At 71.3% G+C, this 22,920-nt stretch carries 21 protein-coding genes and 1 pseudogene; 13 read left to right on the top strand and 9 right to left on the bottom strand.

Annotated features, from left to right (window positions below; genetic code table 11):
* Positions 1–230 precede the first annotated feature (230 nt).
* Both ACFIF2_RS08505 and ACFIF2_RS08510 read left to right on the top strand, forming a co-directional pair.
* On the top strand, positions 231–1,412 hold the full coding sequence (locus ACFIF2_RS08505) for a sensor histidine kinase (RefSeq protein ID WP_395571911.1): 1,182 nt from the start codon (positions 231–233) through the stop codon (positions 1,410–1,412).
* Positions 1,413–2,090, top strand: a complete 678-nt coding sequence (locus tag ACFIF2_RS08510; protein ID WP_395571912.1) for a response regulator — start codon at positions 1,413–1,415, stop codon at positions 2,088–2,090.
* 145 nt (positions 2,091–2,235) lie between these two features.
* Here the strand turns inward: ACFIF2_RS08510 and ACFIF2_RS08515 are convergent, their stop codons facing one another.
* A complete protein-coding gene (locus tag ACFIF2_RS08515) occupies positions 2,236–2,646 on the bottom strand; it encodes a hypothetical protein (protein WP_395571913.1) in 411 nt (136 codons plus the stop codon).
* A gap of 67 nt (positions 2,647–2,713) precedes the next feature.
* Entirely contained in the window at positions 2,714–3,088 is a 375-nt protein-coding gene (locus ACFIF2_RS08520; protein ID WP_395571914.1) for a hypothetical protein, read from the bottom strand.
* 234 nt (positions 3,089–3,322) lie between these two features.
* On the opposite strand from ACFIF2_RS08520, the gene ACFIF2_RS08525 reads away from it, so the two are divergent.
* The 7 genes from ACFIF2_RS08525 to ACFIF2_RS08555 all read left to right on the top strand — a co-directional run bounded on the left by ACFIF2_RS08525 (position 3,323) and on the right by ACFIF2_RS08555 (position 10,238).
* A complete protein-coding gene (locus tag ACFIF2_RS08525) occupies positions 3,323–4,294 on the top strand; it encodes an ArsR/SmtB family transcription factor (RefSeq protein ID WP_395571915.1) in 972 nt (323 codons plus the stop codon).
* Between the two features lie 167 nt (positions 4,295–4,461).
* Complete coding sequence (locus ACFIF2_RS08530) at positions 4,462–5,448, top strand: ferric reductase-like transmembrane domain-containing protein (RefSeq protein ID WP_395571916.1); 987 nt, start codon at positions 4,462–4,464, stop codon at positions 5,446–5,448.
* A gap of 336 nt (positions 5,449–5,784) precedes the next feature.
* Positions 5,785–6,129 carry an SAV_915 family protein gene (locus ACFIF2_RS08535; RefSeq protein WP_395571917.1) on the top strand — a complete coding sequence of 115 codons (345 nt, stop codon included), beginning with the start codon at positions 5,785–5,787 and terminating at the stop codon, positions 6,127–6,129.
* A gap of 15 nt (positions 6,130–6,144) precedes the next feature.
* Positions 6,145–7,479, top strand: a complete 1,335-nt coding sequence (gene lysA / locus ACFIF2_RS08540; RefSeq protein WP_395571918.1) for a diaminopimelate decarboxylase — start codon at positions 6,145–6,147, stop codon at positions 7,477–7,479.
* Between the two features lie 184 nt (positions 7,480–7,663).
* Positions 7,664–8,419, top strand: a complete 756-nt coding sequence (locus tag ACFIF2_RS08545) for a PH domain-containing protein (RefSeq protein ID WP_395571919.1) — start codon at positions 7,664–7,666, stop codon at positions 8,417–8,419.
* A gap of 335 nt (positions 8,420–8,754) precedes the next feature.
* Positions 8,755–9,438, top strand: coding sequence for a hypothetical protein (locus ACFIF2_RS08550; protein WP_395571920.1), 684 nt, complete (start codon positions 8,755–8,757; stop codon positions 9,436–9,438).
* Between the two features lie 98 nt (positions 9,439–9,536).
* A complete protein-coding gene (locus tag ACFIF2_RS08555; RefSeq protein WP_395571921.1) occupies positions 9,537–10,238 on the top strand; it encodes a hypothetical protein in 702 nt (233 codons plus the stop codon).
* Between the two features lie 268 nt (positions 10,239–10,506).
* Here ACFIF2_RS08555 and ACFIF2_RS08560 read toward each other — a convergent pair whose 3' ends face one another.
* Both ACFIF2_RS08560 and ACFIF2_RS08565 read right to left on the bottom strand, forming a co-directional pair.
* Positions 10,507–13,866 (bottom strand): phosphodiester glycosidase family protein, encoded by a 3,360-nt coding sequence (locus ACFIF2_RS08560; RefSeq protein WP_395571958.1) that lies wholly within the window; start codon positions 13,864–13,866, stop codon positions 10,507–10,509.
* Between the two features lie 304 nt (positions 13,867–14,170).
* Positions 14,171–14,536: a DoxX family protein gene (locus ACFIF2_RS08565; RefSeq protein ID WP_395571922.1), complete on the bottom strand. Its 366-nt coding sequence runs from the start codon at positions 14,534–14,536 to the stop codon at positions 14,171–14,173.
* A 60-nt stretch (positions 14,537–14,596) separates the two neighbouring features.
* On the opposite strand from ACFIF2_RS08565, the gene ACFIF2_RS08570 reads away from it, so the two are divergent.
* Positions 14,597–15,478 carry a LysR family transcriptional regulator gene (locus ACFIF2_RS08570; RefSeq protein WP_395571923.1) on the top strand — a complete coding sequence of 294 codons (882 nt, stop codon included), beginning with the start codon at positions 14,597–14,599 and terminating at the stop codon, positions 15,476–15,478.
* Positions 15,479–15,513: 35 nt separating this feature from the next.
* On the opposite strand, the gene ACFIF2_RS08575 is transcribed toward ACFIF2_RS08570, so the two are convergent.
* Positions 15,514–16,347 carry an SDR family oxidoreductase gene (locus tag ACFIF2_RS08575; RefSeq protein WP_395571924.1) on the bottom strand — a complete coding sequence of 278 codons (834 nt, stop codon included), beginning with the start codon at positions 16,345–16,347 and terminating at the stop codon, positions 15,514–15,516.
* Positions 16,348–16,736: 389 nt separating this feature from the next.
* On the opposite strand from ACFIF2_RS08575, the gene ACFIF2_RS08580 reads away from it, so the two are divergent.
* Positions 16,737–17,807, top strand: coding sequence for a glycoside hydrolase family 43 protein (locus ACFIF2_RS08580; protein ID WP_395571925.1), 1,071 nt, complete (start codon positions 16,737–16,739; stop codon positions 17,805–17,807).
* 9 nt (positions 17,808–17,816) lie between these two features.
* A pseudogene (locus ACFIF2_RS08585) lies at positions 17,817–17,969 on the top strand (helix-turn-helix domain-containing protein); the annotation flags it as partial.
* A 127-nt stretch (positions 17,970–18,096) separates the two neighbouring features.
* Here ACFIF2_RS08585 and ACFIF2_RS08590 read toward each other — a convergent pair.
* Positions 18,097–19,557, bottom strand: coding sequence for a serine/threonine-protein kinase (locus tag ACFIF2_RS08590; RefSeq protein WP_395571926.1), 1,461 nt, complete (start codon positions 19,555–19,557; stop codon positions 18,097–18,099).
* A 205-nt stretch (positions 19,558–19,762) separates the two neighbouring features.
* Between ACFIF2_RS08590 and ACFIF2_RS08595 the strand changes: the two genes are divergently transcribed.
* On the top strand, positions 19,763–20,122 hold the full coding sequence (locus ACFIF2_RS08595) for a hypothetical protein (RefSeq protein ID WP_395571927.1): 360 nt from the start codon (positions 19,763–19,765) through the stop codon (positions 20,120–20,122).
* Positions 20,123–20,208: 86 nt separating this feature from the next.
* Here the strand turns inward: ACFIF2_RS08595 and ACFIF2_RS08600 are convergent, their stop codons facing one another.
* From ACFIF2_RS08600 to ACFIF2_RS08610, 3 genes are all read right to left on the bottom strand, one after another.
* Positions 20,209–20,901: a PH domain-containing protein gene (locus ACFIF2_RS08600; RefSeq protein ID WP_395571928.1), complete on the bottom strand. Its 693-nt coding sequence runs from the start codon at positions 20,899–20,901 to the stop codon at positions 20,209–20,211.
* Positions 20,902–21,156: 255 nt separating this feature from the next.
* Positions 21,157–21,807, bottom strand: a complete 651-nt coding sequence (locus ACFIF2_RS08605) for a response regulator (RefSeq protein WP_395571929.1) — start codon at positions 21,805–21,807, stop codon at positions 21,157–21,159.
* A complete protein-coding gene (locus ACFIF2_RS08610) occupies positions 21,804–22,919 on the bottom strand; it encodes a sensor histidine kinase (RefSeq protein ID WP_395571930.1) in 1,116 nt (371 codons plus the stop codon). Before ACFIF2_RS08610 ends, ACFIF2_RS08605 begins: the two co-directional genes overlap by 4 nt.
* Position 22,920 lies beyond the last annotated feature (1 nt).

Raw genomic sequence — 22,920 nt, forward strand, 5'->3', positions numbered from 1 at the left:
GTGTGCATGAGGTGTTGGGAGCCGCGCAGGCGGGACGCTGGGGCGGGCGGGAAACCGATCGTCGTCCCGGCCGGCTCGACGAGTCTGCCCGTGCGGCGCCGGCCGGCACATCGGCCTGGCGGCTGGAGGCGTCCTCGTCCGGAGTCGGGAGCGGCATTGGACTCTGGTCGAAGGACATATCCGCCCCTGGTCGGACCCCACCGGCGGTTATTTGTCGCGACAATGGCCGGGTGAATACGGATGTGGCGCCACGGCTCGGGGGTTGGCAGCAGACGTGGCGGCTCGCGGCGGCCGCCGCGGTGGGCATTCCGACCTGGCTCTGCGTCGGTGTGCTGCTGCGGTGGCAGGAGGCCGATCCCGGCTCCTGGTTCCGCGTCGGCGATCCGCTGGTGGCTCTCTGTTGCCTGACGGCACTGCTGTGGCGGCGGCGCTTCCCGTTCGCCGTCGCGCTGGCGGTCGCGATCGCCTCGCCCGCGTCCGCCCTCGCCACCGGCGCCGCGCTCCTGGCACTGGCCTCGCTCTCCGCCCGTCGCCGGCCGGTGGAGATCGCGGTCGTCTCGTCGGCCTTCGTGGCCGCGTCGCAATTCGCCGTCGGGCTCTACCCGGGCGCTGAGCCGCCCGCCGCCCTGTGGGTGCAGCTCGCGTTCCCGGCGCTGACCGCGGGCGTCGCGGTGGCCGCGGGCCTGGCCCTCGGTGCGCGGCGGGTCGAAGTGCGGTCCCTGCGGGAGCGGGCGGAGAGCGCGGAACGGGAACAGGCCGCACGAGCGGCTCAGGCCCGCGCCCTGGAGCGCAACCGGATCGCCCGCGAGATGCACGACGTGCTCGCGCACCGGATCTCCCTGGTCGCCATGCAGGCCGGGGCGCTGGATCACCGAAGCGACCTCGCGGCGGAGGAGAATCGCGTGCTGGTCCGCGGCATCGCCGACGGCTCCCGCCAGGCACTGGAGGAACTGCGGGACGTCCTCGGTGTACTGCGGGCCGAACCGGACCGGCCGGAACCACCGCAACCCTCCCTCGACCGCGTCCCCGACCTGGTGGCCGACGCCCGCGCGTCCGGTCTGGACGTCACCCTCACGACCACCATGACGGGGACACCGTCCGACGTGACCGGACGGACCTGCTACCGGATCGTCCAGGAAGGCCTGACCAACGCCGCCAAACACGCCCCCGGCACACGGGTGCAGGTCACCCTCGAAGGAAGCGCCGGCTGCGGACTCGGCGTCAGCGTCCGCAACTCCCCGGCGACCGAGACGGGCCCTCGGCCACCGGCATCGGGATTCGGCCTGCTCGGTCTCACCGAGCGGGTCGGCCTCGCCGGCGGTGAACTCGGCCACCACCCCACACCCGACAACGGGTACGTCCTCACCGCACGACTTCCCTGGCCCGACCCCGCGCACGAGAGGAACACCTGAGTGGACGGCGAGCGGAAGCCGGTGCGCGTCGTCATCGTCGACGACGAACAGCTGGTACGCATGGCGCTGCGGCTCGTCATCGACGGCGAACCGGACCTGACCGTCATCGCGGAGGCGGCCGACGGGGACGCCGCGATCACCGTCGTGGACGAGCAGCGGCCGGACGTCGTTCTGATGGACGTGCGCATGCCCGGCCGGGACGGTCTCAGCGCGACCCGCGAACTCCTCACCCGGCCGGCACCGCCGCGGGTACTGATGCTGACCACGTTCGACTCCGACGACCTGGTGCTCGGCGCGCTGCGCGCCGGGGCCCTCGGCTTCGTGCTCAAGGACACCCAGCCGGCGCGGATCCTCGAAGCGGTACGGACCGTCGCGGGCGGCGATCCGGCGCTGTCCCCGGCGGCCACGGCACGGGTGATCGCCGCAGCCACCGGCCCGCGGTCCGCTCATGCCCGCGGCTCGTCACGCGAGGCGGCACGGGCACGACTCGCCGCACTGACCGAACGGGAACTCGACACCGCTCGGGCCATCGCCGAGGGACTGGGCAATCCGGAGATCGCCCGGCGGCTGAGCATCAGCGTTGCGACGGTCAAGGCCCACACGGGCAGCCTGTTCGCCAAACTGGCGGTCGAGAACCGGGTGCAGATCGCGCTCCTGGTCCGCGACGCGGAGGAGTGACCCGCCTGCCGGACCGAGGAGGCCCGTCCTCCACGGCACCCTGACCGTCACCGCGACGGTCAGCTGGCTCCCCGGTTGTGCGGGGACGCTCGCGGTGCGCAGCCGCCTGCCCTCGCGCTTCCCGTCGGCGGCAACGGAGAGCGGGCTATACGCAGGCGGGTTCCGGAGTGCCGTACCAGGGCGTACCTCCTAGGTTCACCGATCCGTAGTAGCAGCCGTTGGGCAGCCCGAGTTGTTCCATGCTGCCGATGCTGTGGGCGTGGAGGGTGAAGGCGTCGCCGACGCGCACGTTCGGGCCGTTGTGCTGGGTCACTCGCAGTCGGACTCCGAAGTAGGTGACGCCGCTCTTGTTGTCGACCCAGACGTGCGTGGGGATGCCCGGGCCCGTCTTGATGCAGATGCGCAGGTTCTGGTCGACCTGGGCGATGGTCGCGCAGCGGGTCTCGTCCTGCGCCGTGCTCGTACTCGCGCTCGCGGGGTTCGTCGCAACGATGGCGAGAGTTCCGGCCGTCGCGAGGGCGGTTGTGATGTTCCGTGCTGTCCGTCCGATGTTCACAGTGCCTCCTTGTCAGGGGCAGGATGCCGGGACGTGGGGTGCCGGGCTCGGGTGGTGGTTCGGCGGCTCAGCAGATGACCGCGAACCAGTGCGCCTTGTCGTTCTCGGCCCAGGAGAGATTGGTGGCGGTCCAGGGGCCCACGTAGCCGACCGGGTTCTGGTTGACATCGCGGAGCTGGACCGGGTTCCCGTGGGTTCGGACAGAGGAGATCTTCCCGGCGTACGCGCGCAGATGGAAGTTTCCGCAGGCCGTGGGGTAGTTGAAGTCCCCGGTTCCGTTCGAGTCGACGAAGTAGCAGGCCCGGCCGTGGGGGCAACGGCCGTAGCCGTCCGCCGCGGCCGTCGACCCGGCCGAAGCGAACGTCAGCCCCGCGGCAAGCGTGAGCGCTGACAGCACGGTCGCTCGGCGGCGCTGGGTGAGACCAGGCATCTGACGTCCCATTCATCCTCCAGTGTCCGGATCCTTCTTGATGCGCAAAAACGTAGTCGGCTCGGGACGGCGGAACCAAACGATTCGATCAGCTTCAAATGGTCGGGCCGGGGCGGGTACCGGCGTACTGGCCTGATCCGGACCACGGGCACGAAGCCGCTCAGTACGCTCGTTGTCGCGAGTGATGCTCGTTGCCGCGAGTGTGAGGCGACTCTTGCGAACGGGGCTGAGTTGATCGTCATCGAAATGCCCCCCGCGCGGCTGGCGGGGCTGCGCTGGGCGGTGTCGCCGCTCGGGGAACTGGCCGCCGCCCTCGTGGCGGCCGCCGAGGCGCCGGCCGGTGACCGGGCAGCACAGCGCACTCGGGCACTTCTGCACTCAGGCCGGTTTCCCGTACTCGCCGCCGTCCGTACCGCCTTCACCGTCTACCTGCCGGAACTGCTCACCCCGGCCCCGCGGTCTCCGGCGCCCGATATCACCGATCAACTGCACGAACTGGCCCGTGCCGACCTGACCCGGGTCGGTGAGCAGTTCACCGCCCTCACTCGGGGCGGATCGGCGCGGTCCCACCGCTGCCCCTGGCTGCGCCCCGGCCAACTAGGCCCCGCACGGGACCGTGCCCGTCTCCTGATCGAGACCAGCGAAAGCGAACTGCGCGAGCGACTCGCCGACGAACTGCACCGGTTGTGGACCGAACACATCGCTCCCAGCTGGCCCCGCATCGCCTCCGGTGCCGAGGAATTCGTCCAGCGACAGGCCCGCGCGGCAGCGGACACGGGACTCGGCCCGGCACTGGCCTCCCTGCACTCCTCGCTGGACTGGAAGGGGGACCGCCTGGACATGGCCTCCCCCTACCAGGGCCGAGTGGACGGAGCCGCGCCGCTGACCCTGGTGCCCTCGTTCCACCTGCGCCGCGTCGCACTCCACGCGCCACTCACCGGCGGAGGACAACTCGTGGTTCCCGTCACCGATCGGGGCAGCGCCTCGCGTCCGGCCGTCGCCCCAGTCCTCGGGGCGACCCGCCTGGCGCTGCTCCAGAGCCTCGCGCAGCGCCGCACCACCACGGACCTCGCAGTACTGCACCACCTGACCCCCGGCTCGGTCTCCTACCACCTCTCACGCCTGCTGGCCGCCGACCTGATCCGCCGCGAACGGCAGGGACGGCTCGTGTACTACCAGCGCACGGGACGCGCCCAGACCCTGCTCCGTTCCTGCTGAGGGCCGCGGCTGTGCCCGCGAAGGCGAGTAAGCGCACTGATCGGCCGCCCCTCCTCGCGAGGACTGGCCGGATACCGCCTCAGTGATCGCTGGCCCCCTCGGCCAGACTTGTTCCCCCACGCCACATGCGCGCCGTTGCTGCGGTGCTCGGTGCCCGGGAGGCCCTGATGCTGTCAGACGCCAGGTCGGACGAAGACGGGACAGCCGTCCCGCCCGGACGGCAACGTCCTCCTGGCGACCGCGTCGCGCTGCGCGGTGACCTGCGTTCCGCCCTGCCCGACGCGACTGCGGCGGTGGTGGTCACGGCGCTTGTCTTCGCGTTCCTGTACGCCCGCATGAAATCGGGTGTTTCGGACACCGTGGCGATCATGCCGTTCATGAACGATCCAGGCACCTACTGGATGTACCTGCTCAGCCAGGCGTTCGGCTGGTCGGGCCTGTTGTGGGCCTGGGGCACGGTCATGCTCGGTCTGCTGCTGTCTGGACCACGCCCCACCCGTCTGCCGGTCTCCCGGCAGGTACTGGAGCGCTGGCACCGCACCACGAGCCTGACGACGATGGCGCTGATGTTCGCGCACGCGCTGATGTTCGCCGCGGAACTCGTCCGCTACGAGACGAAGGTGGCGTGGGCGGAGCGGCTGTGGGTGGCCTTCGCGGACACCTTCGTGCCGGGCTGGTACGACTCCGGAACCGGCCAGGTCGCCATCCCGCTCGGACAGGGTGCCCTCTACCTGGCGATTCCGCTGGGGCTCCTGTTCTACGTCCGGCACCGCATCGGAGCGAACACCTGGCGACGGCTGCACCGGTTCGTGATCGTCGTCTACGTGCTGAGCGTGTGGCACACGCTGCTGTACGGAACCAACGTCTGGTACGGGGAGTGGCCGCGCACCGTCCTGTGGCTGCTCCAACTGCCCGTCGCGGTCCTGCTGTTGCTCCGCCTGCTGAGCCCGGCCCGGCGGGCCGAACGGCTGGGCACTCCCGGAGGACGTGGGGGCGCGACCCGGCCGGGGTGGTGGCTGAGGGCGGCCGGACGGGTCGCCGCCGGAGCCGTCGTCATCGGGCTGGTGATCGTGGTCGTGTCCGGCCGTGACGGTGGGCGGGACCGCCCGACCCATCCGCCCGCGACGGCCCCGCACTCCCAGGAGACGGACTGACGGCCGGAACGGACGGGGGCGGTGCGGGCGACGCAGTAGCGACTCGTGGAGGGCCACAGAGCCCGCTGCAGCCGGCCCCGCCGCCCCGTGCCGACGACGAGAACCCTGCATTGGCGTCCTTCTGACGGCCGCCCTCATGCCGTCCCTGCGCCCGGAGTATCAGCGTCCCGTCAACATCCTCGGGATCACCGTCAGCGTCCCGTCAGGGGGCGCTCCGGCCAGGGTGTTCCCCCGCATAACGTCGCTGATGTGCCCCGGGCCCGCCTCCTCGCGTCCGGGGCCGCGAACCGCCCATCCACGCCCCTGCGCGTCGCCGCAGGCTTCGGGAGGAACCCCATGGAAGAACTGCCCTACGGCGAGGACCCCGAGCCCTCCGAACGGTTCCCGGCCGGACTCCTGTACGTCCCGGTCCGGCCGGGCTCCTTCGGATGCACGACCGGATGCACGACCCGGCTCTTCCGCACGCCGCTTGGCCGGCGCACGGCCGTCGGCTTCACCTCCGAGCGCAGGCTCATCGCCACCCTCGGCGGCGGCCAGGCGTGGGTCCGCCTGGCCGAGCCCGCCCTGCGTGCGCTGACCGCACCGCTGGGCGTCACCACCATCACGGTGGACCCGCAGTTCACCGCCCCGGCGGCCATGCCCGCCGAACCGGCTCCCGCCCCCGCGCTGCGGGCCGGCTGAGAGGGGACGCGCACCATGACCACCGTCCACGTACCCGCGGTCCGGACCAGTGCCGCCGACCTGTCGGTGTGGCCCGCGTCCACGACGGAGCCCGCACCGGGCGACCTCGCCGTGAGCGGCGTGCCGCTCGCCGAGATCGCCGACCGCTTCGGCACCCCCGTCTACGTCCTCGACGAGGCCGAGGTGCGCGAACGCTGCCGCACCTACCGGCACGCCTTTCCCGACGCGGACATCCTCTACGCCGCCAAGGCGTTCCTGTGCCGGGCCATGGTTCACTGGATCGACGAGGAGGGCCTCGGCCTCGACGTCTGCTCCGCCGGCGAACTGGAACTCGCCGTCACCACCGGCTTCCCGCCCGACCGGATCGTGCTGCACGGCAACGCCAAGTCCCCGCACGACCTCGACACCGCCCTGCGCCTGGGCGTGGGGCGTGTCGTCATCGACAGTCCCTCGGAAATCGCGCGGCTGGCCGCTGCCGTGGGCCCCGACGGGCACCAGAAGGTGATGGTCCGCGTGGTGCCCGGCATCAGCGCCGGCGGACACCAGAAGGTCCGCACCGGCACGGACGACCAGAAGTTCGGCCTGTCGATCGCCGACGGGTACGCCCAGCACGCCGTCACCCGCATCCTCGACCAGCCCCAGCTGGAGCTGACCGGCCTGCACTGCCACCTGGGCTCCCAGATCACCGGCGTCGAACCGTACCTCGTCGCCGTAAGGCGCATGGTCGGCCTGATGACGAGGCTGTACGAACAACACGGCCTGGTCCTGCGCGAACTCGACCTGGGCGGCGGACACGGCATCGCCTACCGCCCTGGCGAACCGGCCCTCGACCTGACGGCACTGGCCCGCGGGATCCGCGGGGAACTGGCCGACGCGTGCGCCGCCGCCGGGCTGCCGCGCCCACGCCTGGTCATCGAGCCGGGGCGGGCCGTCGCAGGTCCGGCGGGAGTCGCCCTGTACCGCGTCCTGGCCGTCAAGCACACGGGCGATCACGTCTTCGTGGCCGTGGACGGTGGCATGAGCGACAATCCGCGCCCCGCCCTGTACGGCGTCCGCTACGCACCCCGCCTCGTCGGCCGACGCAGCGCCGCGGGCCCGGCCCGGGTGACCGTGGTGGGCCGGCACTGCGAGGCGGGCGACGTCCTGGCGTCCGACGTGGACCTCCCCGGCGACGTGCACCCCGGTGACCTGCTCGCCGTACCCGTGGCCGGCGCGTACCACCTGTCCATGGCCTCCGGCTACAACCTCGTCGGCCGTCCACCCCTGACCGCCGTACGCGACGGACACGCCCGCCTCCTGGTCCGACGGGAGACCTTGGAGGACATCGGCAGCCGCGACGTGGGCCTGTAGCTCTCGCGGGCAGCGGCGGCCGGAGACGATCAGGCAGGCGTCGCCGCAGCCCATGGTGCCGCGGCTCTCGGACCGTTGGAATGTGTGATTTCCGTCCGTAAGCTGAGCGCTTCGCGAACACCACATCGCCCGTTCCCGTTCGAGGCAGCGGGCATGCGGGGCGGCGAAAGGGCGGGAGCAGCCGATGACCGACGAACCGAGTCCGCGGCGGTACGGCATGAAGAGCGGGTTCGCTCTCGAATTCCTCGTTCCCGCGGCCACGTTGCTGATAGCGGTAGCGTTGTCGGTCGTGCTGGACATCGAGGCGCCTTTGTGGCTCACCGTCCTCGTGATCGCGGTACTCACACTTCTGGCCGTCTGGACGACCGCCGCGGTGCGGCGGGCGGTGACGATCGTCCACCAGGACCACCTCCTGATCCGCACGGCGTTCGCGACCAGACGAGTGGCCTGGAAGGACGTGCAGGGGATACGGATCGAACGCGTTCCGGGCGCGGCTCAGCACAACCTGCCGCAGAGAGTCGTGGCCCTCTACGACCGCGACGGCCGCAGGCTCTGGCTGCCCCACCTCAATGAGCGTGAAGTGCGCCTTCTCGATGCCGAGTTGGGCGCACTGCGCGAGATCTGGATGAGGCAGCGAGGTCCGAGTTGGGCACCTGTTCCGGAGGTCACCGCCAGGATGGACGCCGTCACGGCCAAGACTGAGGGCTACGCGTTGACGCCGGGCACCATCGCCACCTTCGCGGGAGGCTGCTCGGCCTTCTTCGCCCTGGGGCTGTTCCTCGTCGTGGGCCTCAACACCGACGTACTGGACGGCCTCTCGCCGGATCTCCTGGCCTACGTACTCGTCGGCATCTTTCCCGCAGTGAGTCTCATCGTCTACTTGGCCGCTGTCCTCCGCCGCAGGCGCCGCCGACTCCGAGCCGGAGCCGCCCACCGGTGACGTGGCTGACCGATGGTGCCGCCACCCTCCGCATCCGCCGTTGACCCATCCGGCGGCCGGCACAAGCGCGGGTGCCGGCTCTCCGCCATGCGGCAGAACGCGGGTCACCGGCGCTCTGCCTGGTGGCCCGCAACGGTGTCGATTCCCAGCAGTGGGAGACGCAGACCACCTGACTCCCCACAAGGCACCGCCGATCGGCCTGCCTTCCGGACCCAGGCGCCGGGGCTGATGGGCGTCCGCCGGGCCCGGCTACAGTGGTCCCACCGCCTCCGCCGCCCGGGGCACACCGGGGGAGGGGGAGCGGCGGGCGATGACGCCGGAAGGGGGCCAGCACGGTGTCTCGACGGGTGCACTACGGGGCCGGGGTGGTGGTCCTGACGGTGGTCGCGGTCCTGATCGGGTGGTTGGGACGGCCTTCGGGCGGCGACGGCGACACCGACGCGGACGCCGCGACGCCGGCCTTCTCCGTCGACCCGGGGTCCTCCGGACGGCCCGTCACGCCGACGGTCCCGGCGCCGGAGAGCCAGGCGGAGACGCGCCTCGACCTTTTCTCGTTCGCTGGCCTGTGCCAGGAGGGCGGGAGCCGTCCGGTCCCCCGGGCGGCACGTGTGTCGGCCTCGGGGCCCCGCCCTCTGGTCGTCCATGTCAACGGGTTGCTGCACCAGTTCGAGGGCAGTGGCGGCTACGACCGCGCCGACCCGTTCACGCCGCTGCCCGAGCGGGTACAACTGGTCGCCTGCGCCCGGTACGAAGGGCTGGGCAAGCTCCTCAAGGTGTGCCGGTACCACTTGCCCGCCGAAGCGAGCCGGGAGATCTCCCACTACGAGGGCCGGTACGAGGTGCGGGTTCTGGAGGCCCGTACCGGCCGTACGCTCGGCACCCACCGCATCTCCGGCCGCACCTCTGTCACGTGCACACCGTTCGTCGAACGCGGCGCGGACACCCAGGAGTTGCAACCCCCTGGCGACGCCGCGTTCCGGGGACTCCTCGGCCCGTACGCGCACGGCGAGAAGCCCTGAGCGTGTCCCGGCGTACGGAACGTCCCCCGACCGGCACAGCCGATCGTCGGAACCGAAGGCCCCTTACCCCGTGGGCGGCGTCGTGGTACCCAGGCTGCATGAGACCTGCCGTCGGGGTGTTCACCGCCTGCGCCGTCGCACTGCTGGTCGGAGGCTGCTCGGAGCCGCCGTCCGTCTGCGCCGCGGAGAACAGACCCGCCTCACCCGCCGTCGAGGGGACGCGGCTGCCGGTGGAGATCGCGCCGCGCAACGACCCCCCGGGAGACCTCACCGGCGAGCAGATCGACGCCGCCCTGCCCCCGGAGGAACCGCGCCCCTCCCTGACGGACAAGGTGATGCGCGGTCTGATGTACGACACGGTGCGCATGGCCGGGGCCGTCGGCGACGTCCGTCCCGGCAGGTGCGAGACAGCCGTCCCCGCCCGGGGCGAGGAGAGGTCCCAGCGCTGCACGGTGACGTACGAAGGGCTCGACGTGGTGTGGGAGGTCCGGTTCACCAGGATCGACGGGGGCCTGTGGACCACCGCCGAGTACCAGGTCAAGCCGGTTACCGGGGTGTTGACGGCACGCAAGGTGTACCAGTCGGCCGGATGGAACTACGACGAGCTGAGCGCCCGGCGGTGCGATCGGATGCCCGAACTCATCCCCGTCGAGGGGGTCGGGAAGCCCACCCGCTACCAGTGCCAGATGCGGGTCCACGAGTGCGTTGACGAGAAGGGCTGGCGCTTCTGGTGGGAGAACAGCTCCGTCTCGGTCGACGAGGACGGGAACGTGGATTTCGTCGTTCGCGAACCGGAGTAGCGGGAGCCCGCGCCCGGCACAGCCCTGACCTGGTGCTGTGCCGCGACGGGTTGGACTCCGCTTCCGCCGCCAGCCGGCCGCCCAGGCGGTCCGCGCCTACGCAGCTGCCCTCTCCGCCGCCCTGGCCGTGCTTTCGTCCGCCGACGCGGAACGGCCCCAGCCGTGACGACCGGCCGAGACCCAGAAGGACGACGGGACCGGCGCGACGTGTGTGACGACGCCTCCGGCCGGGACAACGGTCGGAGGCGTCGTACGTCGAGATGCGGCGTCAGCGGGTGAGTTCGATCGCGCGCTCCGCACGCTCCCCGTTCACCGTGACGGCCACGGTGACGCGACCCGGCCGGTGCGCGTCGATGCTGCCGTCCTCGGTGTCGAGGGTGGCCAGGCAGCGGCGGTCCGGCCGCTTCGACGGGCCGTCCTGCACGCACAGGCCCTTCGAACCGGACCAGTCCGCGCTCAGCGGCCAGGCGACGGGCACCGCACGGGTCTCACCCTGCCGGACGGTCGCCTTCACGTCGGCCTCGGCCCCGACGCGCAGCGAAACGGGTGCGTCGAGGGTGAGAGCGTCCACGTGCGCCCGGGTCTGGGCCGAGATCCAGTCACCGTCGCGCGGCACGCCGCGGTCCACGCCGATCAGGGTCCAGCCGGTGAAGCCGCCCCGGTCCGCATCGGCGGACGGAGTCTTTCCGGTGTTGCCGTTGATCAGGTACGGGACCCCGTCCACCCGCGAGGCGTGGAACGCCCCGACGTGGCTGTTGATCATCACGGCGCCCTTGCCGCTGTCGTGCTGGAATCCGGCGAGCCAGTCCTCCAGCAGGTCCGCCTCCAGGCGGTCGGTGAGCTGGCTGGCCTTCTGCGGTGAGGGATCACGCGGCGGCACGTGCTGCACGACGACGACCGAGCCGATCTCCGGGTCCCGCGCCGCGGCGTCGAGCTGGGTCCGCAGCTCCCGGATCTGGTCGTAGCCACCGCCGCGCAAGGTGAGCGAGGAGGTGTCCAGCGTGATGAAACGGGTGCCCTCGTGGTCGAAGGTGAGCTGGGCGGGGCCGAACTCGGCCACGAAGTTGTCGATCTTCCCGCCCATCACCTCGTGGTTGCCCGGCACGTAGTACCAGGGTGTGTCGCCGAGTTCCTCCTCCAGGACGCGGCGCGCGAAGGCCAGGTCCTGAGGCGAGCCCTCGTCGACCCAGTCGCCGGGGATCACGACGAAGTCGGGGCCGGCGGCCTCGATCTCCCTCAGTGTCCGGCGTGTCTGCCGGACCACGGCACTGTCCGGCTGCCGTGCGACGAACTGCGCGTCGGAGACGACGGCGAAACGCCAGTCGCGGCCCTGGGCGTCGGCCGCGGTGGAGATCAGCGGATCCTCGACCGTCGGCTCCGGGGGCAGGCCGACCTCCGGTGGCACCTGTGCGACCAGCTCGTCCAGCACGACATCACCGGTGTACTGGAACGGAGGCCGGGTCTCGGCCAGGTAGAAGCGGCGGACCGACAGCGGGTAGGAGATGCCCTGCGGCACCGCGAAGGTGACCTGGCGCCAGTCCCTCCAGTCGACGTGCGCGGCGCGCAGCGTGTGCGACGTACCGACGGCGTCGGTCACCTGGAGGGAGGGCCAGGCGCCGTTGCCGTCGCCCTTGATCCACATGCTGAAGCTCGACGGCTGCCCGGGCACCCGTATGTCGGCGGCGGGGGTCGCGTACGCGGCGCGGGTGGCGGTGGACAGTCCGAAGTCGTACCGCATGCGCAGCCCGGCGCCCTCCTTGCCGTCCGGGACGGGAGTGAGCGATCCCGCCGCTCGTGCGTGGGAGAACTTCCAGGTCGCGCCGTCCGTGAAGTCGGCGACCCGCTGCTGCCGCGAGCCGACGGTCACCGCGAAGCGGGTGGTGCGCCCGCCGACCGTGGCGGTGACGACGCCGGACGCGTCCGGCCGCGCGGCCCGTGCGGTGAACGCACCCGTCGTCCGGTCGGCGGTGAGCGTGAACAGCGCGCGGTCGTAGTCGAGTTCCACGTCGTCGGGGTCGATCGGCGCGCTCGTGCCGTCCGCCGTGTGACCGACGAAGCCGATCCGGCCCGTCGCGACGGCGTCGGGCAGGGCGACGCGCTCGGTGGTGGGCCGTACGCGGTCCAGCGGGCCGACGACGGTCAGCTCGAGGGAACCCTCGGCCTTGTCGTCGCGGGCGGTCACGGTGGTGGTGCCGGCGCGCCGGGCGTGGAAGACGCCGTCGCCGTCTACCTTGCCGACGCGGTTGCCGCGGCCCTCGCCTCCCTCGGCCTTCCGCACGCGGTCGTTCTCCGTGCGCCAGCGCGCCTCGCCTTCGGCCGGGCCGTACGTCTCGTCGAAGCCGGCCGCCGTCAGCCGCCGTGACAGGCCGACGAAGACGCGCTCCGGGTGGCCGCCGGGGGTGTTGTCGGCGGTGGGGGCCTGCTCGGGGTCCATGGCCGTCTCGACGTGGAAGCCGCGCAGTGCGCCGCTGCCGTCGGGGGCGGTCAGGGCCAGGCCGTTGGGCACCTGGCGCTCGGAGCCGTCGCTCGGCGCGTTCTCCAGCAGCAAGTCGTCCGACCCGGCCTCGCGGGCGAGGAGCGTGGACGAGCCGCCGCCGTCCAGGTTGAGCGCGGAGTGGGCGCCCACTTCGGCCATCATGCGGGCCAGCTCGGTCAGCGTCACGCCACCGGATGCCGCCTGGCGTCCGTCGACGCTCATCACGTGCATCGTGGAACCGTCCGCGGAGAAGCCGACGGCGGTGCGGGGTGCGGCGGCGTTGTTGCCCTGGCCCTCGAAGTTCTGCGGCCTCCCGTCGAGGACCAGCACGCCCCGGCCGCCGACGGCCGTACGCGGGACGGGACTTCCGTCGTCCGTCTTCACCCGGTACTCCACGGACACCGGGTCACCGGTCCGCAGCGCGGCGAGGGTCCGCGCGCCGGCGCCGCGGCCCACCAGGACGGTGGTGCCCTCGGCGATGGGACCCTTGCCGGCCGTGCCGGTGACGCCGACGACCTGGCCGTCCCGGACGCTGACCTCGGTGACCCGCGGGTCGCCGTCGACGGTGAGTGCCCTGTCGGCCTCGCCCCACTGGGTGTTGTACGCGCCGATGCCGTCGGCGGGGACGTTCGCCGCGTTGTAGGCGCGCAGCGGCTCGGTGCCGCCGGGGAGGGTCAGGGTGCCGTCGAAGTACAGGTCCAGGACGCGGCCGGCGGCCTGAGGACCGATGCCGACGGCATCCGTGACGCCGGGCTCGGCGGAGTGCGTCGGCCTGCCGTCCCGCACACCGGGGCCCAGCGCCGCGCCGGTGGCGTTGATGTCGAAGAAGTCCGCGTTGATCGCGGCGACGGTACGCCGTCCCGCGCCCGGATCGTGCCGCTTCGCCATCTCGCTGACGGTCTGCGGCTTGGACGTCCTGCCGCTGTCGAGGTAGTCGACCTTCGTCCCCTTGGTGAGGTCCACGCTCAGGGCGTCGGCGCGGAGCCACTTGTCCCGCTCCAGGCGGGAGAACGAGGTGAGCCGGGCGCCGGGGGCGACCGGGCGGGTCTCCCGGGTCACGTCCAGCCCGTCCGTGCCCGCCGGGGCGGCCTTCGTCGGGCCCGGGCTGGCGGCCGCCGGGGCGGGGTCGGCTCCGGCCGGCGACGGGGGCATGACACCGACGGCCAGGGCGGTGAGCGCGAGCGCCGGTAGGAGAGTTCGTCTGAGCGTCCGGCCCCGGGGCGGGGCGTTCTCGCTCTCGTACGACAGGAGTGTGTTCGTCACAAGGTCTCCGCCACTCGGGAGTTGGGCGCGCGGGCGCACGTCCAGCGGTCAGAGAGTGGCAGGATCGACCCGCCCGGACCAGTGGGAAGGGAGAACAGCCAGGGAAGGTTGCGCGAACCCCGCAGGCGACACGCCCGGGGCGGCCCCTGGGCCGAGGGGCGACGGTGTCCTGGGAGGCGAGGAGGTGCCGCCGTCAGGAGGACACGGCCAAGGCCAAGGAGGCGGCGGCGGTGGCGCAGTAGAAACCGGGAAACGCAAGGTTGTAGAGCACTCGGGCGCGCACATGGAAGGCGAGCGCGCCCAGGTAGAGCAGGACGAGACCGCAGGCCGCGGCGGCACCGACGGGGCGCAGTGCCGCGTCGCAGAGACCGAGGAGGAGGCCCGCCGCACCAGCCAGCTTGAGGGCGGCCAGCCGGGGCAGCCAGGACCGGGGCACACCCACCTGCGCCGAGTTGGCCAGCACGAAGCGCGCCCCGGCGAGGTCGGCTACGGCGACAGCGACGTTGACGGCCGCGGTGAACGAGGTGACGACGAGGAAAGCGAGCTGGGTACCGGTCATGCCTTCAGCATTCGCGGGCACCGCAGTGCCGTCCAATACCTGCTTCTATAACCTGGTGGCATGGACGTGCACACTCGCCTGCTTCGGTACTTCGCCGCCGTGGCGGAGGAGGGCAGCCTGACCGGGGCGGCGCAGAGGCTGTTCGTCTCGCAGCCCGCGCTGACCAAGCAGATCCAGCGCTTGGAGGAGGATCTCGGGATACCGCTCTTCACGCGTTCGCGGTCCGGGATGGCGCTGACCGAGGCCGGTCGAGAACTCGCCGCGCGGGTGCCCGCACTGCTGGACGGCTGGGACGAGGCCGTACGGGCAACCGGCCGGGCGGCGCGGGTGCTGCGCCTGGGCTTCCTGGACGCGGGCGCCGTGGGCGCGGTCCACGAGGCCATCGCCGGGTTCCGCCAGGTGCAGCCGGAGTGGCGGGTGGAACTGCGTCAGTTCGACTGGTCGGACCCGAGTGCCGGCCTCGCCCGGGGCGAAGTGCATGCGGCAGTGGTGCGTCTGCCGTTTCCGGGACAGGAAGCGCTGGACGTGCGGGAGTTGTTCGTCGAGGAGCGCGGAGTGCTGCTGCCGGCTCGACATCCCCTGGCGAACAGCGGGACGGTGGAGTTCCGGGAGCTGTGGGACGAGCCCTTCGTCGCGGCCGGAGCCGGGACCGGGGCCTGGAGGGAGCACTGGCTGGCGGAGGAGGAGCGGAAAGGGCACCCTGTCCGGGTCGGCGCCGTCACCAGTCGGCCAGACGAGTGGCTCGGAGCGGTGGCGGCCGGCTGCGTAGCGCTGGCCCCGGCGTCGGCGGCCCGTTTCCACTCCCACCCGGACGTGGTGTTCCGCCCGGTCCACGGCGTCTCGCCGAGCCGGGTAGGGCTGGCCCGACCGAAGAGCCGGACCCGCGAGGCGGCACTGGAAGAACTGCTGGAGGCCATCGCCAGGCGGTTCAGCGGGGGCTGACGACGGGGCCGACAGACCGCCGGGACGCTCGCGGCTCATCGGAAGGCGGCGGCATTCTCCGAAACCCACTGATGGAAGGTCCTGGCCGGGAAGCCGGTGACCTGCGAAACCGTGTCGCGCACCTTCAGCAGCTCGTCGTTGACGTCCCCGCCCGTCACATCGAGCACCGCGTCCGCGGCCTCGTCTCCCAAGAACGCGGCCAGGTGACGGTGGGCCTCCTCGCGGCTTGTGCCGGTGAGAGGCACCTCCCGCCCCAGTACTGCCGCGATGGCCGCCACCTGCTGTCGGGCCGTCACCCGTTCCGGACCGGTCAGGGCATACGTCCGGCCTTGGTGACCGGACTCGGTCAGTGCCACCCGCGCCACCGAGGCAATGTCCGCGGGGTGGATCGTGGGGAGCCCGACGTCCGCATACGGCACCCGGACCGTCCGGCGCTCGCGGATCGTATCCGCCCACCACAGGGCGTTCGAGGCGAACTGCGTAGGCCGCAAGATCGTCCATGCCATGCCGCTGTCCTTGACCAGCCGTTCGACGGCCAGGTTCTCGCCGGCGGGGCCCAGGTGCGGATGGGTCTGGACGGTGATGGACGACACCAGCACCACGTGCTCCACACCTGCCTGCCGGGCGGCATCGAGGAGGTCGGCATCTGAGCCCATCCGCGACACGAGAAACAGCGAGCGCACCCCGTCCAGCGCAGGCTTCAATGAGGCTGTCTCAGCGAAGTCGCCCTCAACGGTCTCGACTCCCTCGGGGAATGAGGCCCGTCGAGCGTCGCGGGTAAGACCCCTCAGCGGCCCGGCCCCGCATGCGTCCAGCTCCTTCAGCAGAGCGCGGCCTATGTTCCCGGTCGCTCCCGTCACGAGAATCATCAGCGCCTTCTCCCATCGTCAGATGATCAATGGACGCCACGCTAGAAGCTCGATCGCACTTCAGGTCAAGGCCTTCCGAGCCGTGGACCTGCTGACCCAGCACAGGTTCGTGGAACAGTTTCCGGCCCCGATTCGTGCCCACGACTCTGGCGTTGGCCCGGGTCGCCGCCGGCATCGCCCTTCACGCCCTTATTGACATGTTCCTGACTCGTCGCAATGCTGGAAAAGCGCTGTTTCATCGATGTAAATTCCAGCACGTGAGCCCCCGGGATCGAGGCCCGGGAAGCCCCTGCAAGTTCCCTCCTGAGCGAGGCCGGCCGAATGCCGCCCCCACCCCGGTGCGGTCGTCGGCGCGGCGACGAAACGGAGGACGACCATGGAACAGGACCATGAAGCTTGCTCGCTGTCTTTCCGGCGCCGCCGCGTGCGTACTGTCCGTCGCGCTCGCCGCCGTGATGTCACTGTCGTCCGCGGAACCCGCTCGGGCGGACCAGACCGGCCTGCGCGCCGCGGATCCGAGCGTGCTGCGCGTAGGTGGCACCTACGTGGCGGTGCAGTCGACCGGTGGGGGCATCGCCGTGCGGCAGGCCCCGTCCACGGCCGGCCTCGCCGCGGCACCGGCCCGTCAGGTCTGGTCGGACACCCGCGGCCTCGGTGAGGTGTGGGCCCCGGAGGTCGTGCGGGACGGCGGCCGCTACTACATCTACTTCGCGGCCGGCCGTGGAGCCGCCCACCGGATGTACGTCATCAGCTCGAACTCTCCGGACAGCGGCTACACCGCCGAGACGAAGCTGGCGCTGCCCGACGACAAGTGGGCCATCGACGGGACTTTGTTCACCTTCAACGGGCAGCGCTGGTTCGTCTGGTCCGGCTGGGCGGGTGACACCAACGTCGAACAGAACCTCTACATCGTCCGGATGAGCAGCCCGACCACACCGACCGGCCCCCGGCACGTCATCTCGCAGCCGCGCGAGCCGTGGGAGAGGGTGGTCGGCAACCCCTTCATCAACGAGGGACCCGAGCCCATCAAGGACCCGAACGGGCAGCTGCACATCACGTACTCCGCCAACGGCAGCTGGAGTGACCAGTACTGCATCGCCGATCTCAGGCTACGGGCCGGCGGCGATCCGACGTACGTGTGGGACTGGTACAAGTCCAACGGCTGCCTGTTCGGCTCTCACCGCGCGACGATGATGCCCGGCTGGGACCCCACGCTCCATGTCGACGGACCCGGCCACCACACCTTCGTGCTCCTGGACGGCGACATCAACACCAGCCCGCCCGCGGGCCCGTCGTTCCCCTCCATGTTCCACGCGGTGCCGAAGGGCACGCCCTACGCGTGGGAGAACCGGTACTGGTACACGGGCACGTTCGCCTGGTGGGGCAACACCACCTACAGCCGCGCCAACGTTCCCGGCGCGCCGAGCGACACGGGCTGGAGCCTCAAGTTCTTCGAGTAAGAACAAATCGTGCTGCACGCGGCCCGGGGGCGTTCCAACGCCCGTACCGCGGCCGATACTCGCCTGCACGTGGATAAGGGGCGGACATGGCGGGGCCGGTTCGCCCACGGCGGCTTGCCTGCCCTGGCCGGCCGTAAGCGCTCCGGTCGGCCCGCCCGTTTCACCCCCGTGCAGGTCGCCGAGAGGAGTCCACAGTGCGCCGCTGGTTACGGGGCAGCCAGCGCTCGGGCAGTCGGCCCATCTCACGTAGGCCGGCCCACCTCAGAACCTCGCCTCCCCTCTCCTGACTTCAGCGTTCCGCGGCGGCCGGCGGCTTGGCATGGCCGTGCGGTCCCTTGCCGCCGGTACTCTCCGTCTTCTTCGCTTGACCTGGTGGGTGGTTCGGGGCTTCATCTGTCGTGCCGTTCCGCGTTGCGGCGGGAGACTTCTCCGTGGAGCTCGGTGTGGTTCGCGCCGTCGGCGTTCCGGCGTCGTGCGTGGTCATGCCGATGCCGGAGGGACGTTCCGCGCCGTGGGCGGTGGAGGGGGCGCGTCGCCCGGTGCCATCAGCGGGGAGTGCACCGACGGAGGCGCCGCGGGCAGTGGACGGTGCTGCTTCGGCAGACGGCGCGGCCGCCTCCTTCTGCTGCGCGGTGAGAGGAGGAGCCGTCTCCTCATTGGAGGCATCGGTGACCTTGGTCGCGCTTCGGTCGTCTCTCGGTGATGCTGAATCGTCGGTGACGCTGAAGGCGGTTGCCATGACGGCGGTAAGAGTGACGGTCGCGCCCGCGAGGAGGGTGCGCTTTCGCGGGCGTGTGGCGTGGTGAGCGGGGCGAAGCCCGACCGCCGGCGGATTCGGACGCGTGTGGTCGACAGGTCGCGATGTCACGTCGCGCGGGACGAGGCTCACGACGGGCGCCGACGGGTCGAGCCCGAGTCGGGCAGTGTCGGCGTATTCCGTCAGGGTGCGGGCGCAGTCACGGGCCGTCGGGCGGTTCCGCGCCTCCAGGGCTGTCATGTCCCGAAGGAGGTCCGCACATTGCTCCGGCAGGCAGTCGGGCAGGGCCGGTGGGCGGTGGAGTCGCGCGATCGCGGCTTCGAGCGGGCCTCCGTCGTACTCGAGCCTGCCCGTGAGGCATTCGAGGAGGACGAGGCCGAGGGCGTACACGTCGGCGGCCCGGCCGACGGGACCGCCGAGAACTTGTTCGGGGGAGAGGTAGGCGGCGGTGCCGATGAGGTTCCCGGTGGCGGTGCGGGTGGTGGCGTCCAATCGGCGGGAGATACCGAAATCCGTGAGGTATGTGCCGTGCGAGGCGTCAAGGAGAATATTGGACGGTTTGACGTCTCGGTGCACGATTCCGGCTTCGTGTGCGTGGGCCAGCGCGTGCGCGACGCCGACGCCGACCGCGGCCGTCGCCGCGGGTGACAGTGGGGCCTGGGCGATGCGCTTCTTCAGCGTTTCACCCTCGATCAGTTGCATGACCAGGAAGCCACGGCCGTTGTGCTGTCCGGCGTCGTATGCGGTGACGAGACCGGGGTGATCCAGCCCTGCCAGGATCACCGCTTCGTCGTTCGAGACCTCTTCCACGTCGAAGCCGGTGTCGGGCCGGAACACCTTGACCGCCACCGGCCGCCTCAACCGCAGATCGAAACCCCGGTGGACGTCCGCGGCACCGCCCGAACCGATGAGGCCGTCGAGTCGGTAGCGGCCGCACAGTACCTCGGCGGAGCACCGGGCAGCCATGACCCGGGCCGACTCACGAAGTCCCATTCCCTCTCCCACTGCATCAAGGTGCGGATGCGGGGCCGTCACCGGCGTGCCGCCGCTCACAGGTACCCGTAGGGTCGGCATCCGACACCCGCCCGCCTCGCCGGCGACTGCGAAACCCACCCCACATCACTTCGCAGCGATGATCGTCTTCGACGATGCCCGGGGGCAGTGTTGTGACGAAGCGCGGTGCGCCTATGGTCTGGGCATGTTCGAAACGATCCGGTGGCGTTGCCACGTGCACACCCATGACCGTCGCGGGGCCGAGCGCGTGGCCGGCCGACTTGCGGACCGGCTGGACAGGGCCCTGCGGATCGAGACTTACGAGCGGTACTGGAAGTACCCCGAGCTTGCCGAGTTGCGACTCATTTCACCACTTGAGTCGGTCAGCTCGGACGCAGCACTCCTCAGCGTCCTGCAGAGCGCATGGCGGATCGCGACGCCCTGGACTCTTGGAGCCCCAGGGACAGATGGTGAGTTCAGCGGGGTCGCTTCCGTGAACACCGGTTCCCGCTTCAGCGTCGCAGGAGTCGAGTGGATGGAGTTCTACGTCACCGACCGGCGGTGAGACCTGAGACCTCGAAGTGGTGGGCGGTTGAGCACACCTGCGGCCGGCTGGTGATCCACGCCGCCCCGCCATGACCGACGAGGCGCTCATACCGGGTCAGGGAATGTACGCCGTATGCGACGGCGGAGGAGGCGGCCAGCGACCTGTTGGACGGCGACGAACACCACGACCGGCACGAAGCCGACCGCCTGGAACAACCAGGGGATCTCGTCACCCTCCCACTCCGACCTGAAGTTCAGGGCCACCCCGGCCACCAGCACCACGAGAAACGAGCCCCCGGCCAGGAGAATGGCCCACACAAGCGCGGATTCACGCGCCGAAGCGCGGTGCCGAGCCGCCAGTACGAAGGCGTCGGCCGGGGGCGTCCAGCCCTCGCCACGGGACCGCGCCCATCGGTCTTCGATGGCTCGTACCTCGTCGGGTTGTGCCCCCACGCCCCCTGGCAGTGCGAACAGTCGTCCCTCCCGATCGAGCAGCATCGTCCTGGGCGAAGCCGGATTTCCCTCGCTCTCGATGCTCAACACGTCGGACCACACCGTCCTGCGGGTCCGGAACAACTGCCGTACTGCGACGTGGTCCCGGTAGACGAAGGTGGCCGCCCGCCAGAACCAGATGATGCCGAGATACACCGTGCTCAGCAGTACGAGCATGCTCACCTTGAGAGTCACGGGCAGGTCGTCCTCCGGCACGATCAGTCGCGCCAACGGGATGCCGGGCAACCCGAGAGTGAAAGTGATGAACACCAACGGCGCCGCTCGAAGCCGGTACTTACGGATCACCCGGCCATCCGTCCCTGCCTCCACTGCGCCTCCCGTCAGTCGGAGATCGGCGTTCGGGGGCACAACGCTATCGCCGGGTCTGCGGAGTGGCACCCCCCGCCCGGCCCCCCCGCCCGGGCAGCGGACCTCACGCCGGCCGGGCGCCGGACCGGACTCCGTCCACCGGCGTGCCCCACCTTGGGCGAGCCGGTGTTGGGGTAGCGGCGAATCGCGGTGTCGTCTGTGGCCGGTCGGGTGAGCTGAGTGCCGGGTGGGTCAGCGTGTGGGGCCGGCGTCCCGGGCCAGCAGTGCGGCCTGTACTCGGTTGGTGACGTTCAGGGCGGTCAGGATGCGGCTGACGTGTGCTTTGACGGTGCTTTCGCGCATTCCGAGCGTGTGGGCGATGTCGGCGTTGGTGTCGCCCTCGGCGAGCAGGGCCAGGACCTCCCTCTCGCGGGGAGTGAGGCGTTGGACGCGCTCTCGTGCGGTGGCGGCCTCTGGGCGGCTGGTGTGGTGGTAGCGGTCGATGAGGCGGCGGGCGGCGCTGGGGTGGAGCATGGCGGAGCCTGCGGCGACGAGGTGGACGGCGCGCAGGATCTCGGTGGGTTCGGTGTCCTTGAGCAGGAACCCGTCGGCTCCAGCGGCGAGGGCGTTGTAGACGTATTCGTCGAGGTCGAACGTGGTCAGCGTGATGACCTTCGGCGGATGGGGCAGGGCGCGCAGCCGCGAGATGGCGGTGATGCCGTCCATGCGGGGCATGCGGACGTCGACCAGGGCGACGTCGACGCGGTGGGCGGTGGCCTGCTCGATCGCGGCCAGTCCGTCAGCGGCCTGGGCGACGACTTCGATCTCGTCGTCGTTGTCGAGGAGATCGGTCAGTCCGAGGCGTACGAGGGCGTCGTCGTCGACGACCATGGCGCGGATCACGTGCGGGAGCCGTTCTGTTCGGTGGCGGGGTGGGGGATGCGGGCGGCCAGTCGCCAGGTCCCGGCGCCGCCCGGGCCGGCGTTCAGGTGGCCGCCGAGTGCCTCGACGCGTTCGCGCAAGCCCACCAGGCCGAACCCGGAGAGCACCGTCGGAGCGCTGGGTACGCCGGGGGGATTGGTGACCTCGATGAGCGTGGCGGGCGGGCCGTAGTCGATACGGATCCGGACCGGCGCGTCGGGGGCGTGCTTGCGGGCGTTGGTCAGGGCTTCCTGCACCAGTCGGAAGACGGCGAGCCGGTGCGCCGCGGGAGCCTGCTCCGGATCGCCCTCGACGACGGTTTCGATGTGCTGCCCGGCGGCCCGCGCCTGGTCGATCACCTCCTCGACATCGCGCAGGACCGGGACGCGCCGGTCGACGGAGGGGCTGGGGGTGCTGCGCAGGGCGCCCAGGACGTCGCGCAGGTCGGTCAGGGCGTCGGTGGAGGCGGTGCGCAGCAGGGTGAGACGTTCGGTGACCTGGGCCGGCAAGGGATCTTTTCGCGTGGCCAGGACGCCGGTGTGCAGGGCGATCAGGCTGAGGCGGTGGGCGAGCACGTCGTGCATCTCGGCGGCGATCGTGGACCGCTCGGCGGCGCGGACCGCCTGCTCGCGCAGTTCCCGCTCGATGCGCAAGTGCTCGACCTGCCCGGCCAGGGCCTCCACCAGACGGCGGCGGCTTCCCGCCCACAGCCCAAGGGTCACCGCCAGCGCCAGCAGAAGGGCAGGTCCGTAGGAGCGGGGCGCCAGCAAGCTCAGCGCCGGATGCACCAGCGCGTTCACGACCAGCGCGATACCGGCGCCGGTGACGGCCAGCCAGGTCCGGCCACGCGAGGCGAGATGGAACAGGGCGACCAGCAGCGGCAGCACCGTGCCCCACAGCCCTGCCGCCGCCACCGTCACAGCGGTCACCGCCAAGGGCCGGCGCCGCCGCCCGGCCAGCGAACCGCCCGCGACTGCCGCGGCGGCCACCGACGCCTCACCCAGACCCTGGCCGGATGAAATGGCGGCGTCCCGCATCGACGAGGCAGTCACCAGCAGGACCAGAACCACATCGGCCCACACTGGCCACCGCATC

Source organism: Streptomyces sp. BK79 (assembly GCF_044142145.1).
In the GTDB taxonomy this organism is placed as follows: Bacteria; Actinomycetota; Actinomycetes; order Streptomycetales; family Streptomycetaceae; genus Streptomyces.

Bases quoted from the DNA above. Each gene is read 5' to 3' on its own strand.
- ACFIF2_RS08520 (WP_395571914.1), bottom strand. From the start codon at position 3,088: ATGGGACGTCAGATGCCTGGTCTCACCCAGCGCCGCCGAGCGACCGTG.
- ACFIF2_RS08525 (WP_395571915.1), top strand. From the start codon at position 3,323: ATGCCCCCCGCGCGGCTGGCGGGGCTGCGCTGGGCGGTGTCGCCGCTC.
- ACFIF2_RS08530 (WP_395571916.1), top strand. From the start codon at position 4,462: ATGCTGTCAGACGCCAGGTCGGACGAAGACGGGACAGCCGTCCCGCCC.
- ACFIF2_RS08535 (WP_395571917.1), top strand. From the start codon at position 5,785: ATGGAAGAACTGCCCTACGGCGAGGACCCCGAGCCCTCCGAACGGTTC.
- lysA (WP_395571918.1), top strand. From the start codon at position 6,145: ATGACCACCGTCCACGTACCCGCGGTCCGGACCAGTGCCGCCGACCTG.
- ACFIF2_RS08545 (WP_395571919.1), top strand. From the start codon at position 7,664: ATGACCGACGAACCGAGTCCGCGGCGGTACGGCATGAAGAGCGGGTTC.
- ACFIF2_RS08555 (WP_395571921.1), top strand. From the start codon at position 9,537: ATGAGACCTGCCGTCGGGGTGTTCACCGCCTGCGCCGTCGCACTGCTG.
- ACFIF2_RS08560 (WP_395571958.1), bottom strand. From the start codon at position 13,866: ATGCCCCCGTCGCCGGCCGGAGCCGACCCCGCCCCGGCGGCCGCCAGC.
- ACFIF2_RS08565 (WP_395571922.1), bottom strand. From the start codon at position 14,536: ATGACCGGTACCCAGCTCGCTTTCCTCGTCGTCACCTCGTTCACCGCG.
- ACFIF2_RS08570 (WP_395571923.1), top strand. From the start codon at position 14,597: ATGGACGTGCACACTCGCCTGCTTCGGTACTTCGCCGCCGTGGCGGAG.
- ACFIF2_RS08575 (WP_395571924.1), bottom strand. From the start codon at position 16,347: ATGATTCTCGTGACGGGAGCGACCGGGAACATAGGCCGCGCTCTGCTG.
- ACFIF2_RS08580 (WP_395571925.1), top strand. From the start codon at position 16,737: ATGAAGCTTGCTCGCTGTCTTTCCGGCGCCGCCGCGTGCGTACTGTCC.
- ACFIF2_RS08590 (WP_395571926.1), bottom strand. From the start codon at position 19,557: ATGGGACTTCGTGAGTCGGCCCGGGTCATGGCTGCCCGGTGCTCCGCC.
- ACFIF2_RS08595 (WP_395571927.1), top strand. From the start codon at position 19,763: ATGTTCGAAACGATCCGGTGGCGTTGCCACGTGCACACCCATGACCGT.
- ACFIF2_RS08610 (WP_395571930.1), bottom strand. From the start codon at position 22,919: ATGCGGTGGCCAGTGTGGGCCGATGTGGTTCTGGTCCTGCTGGTGACT.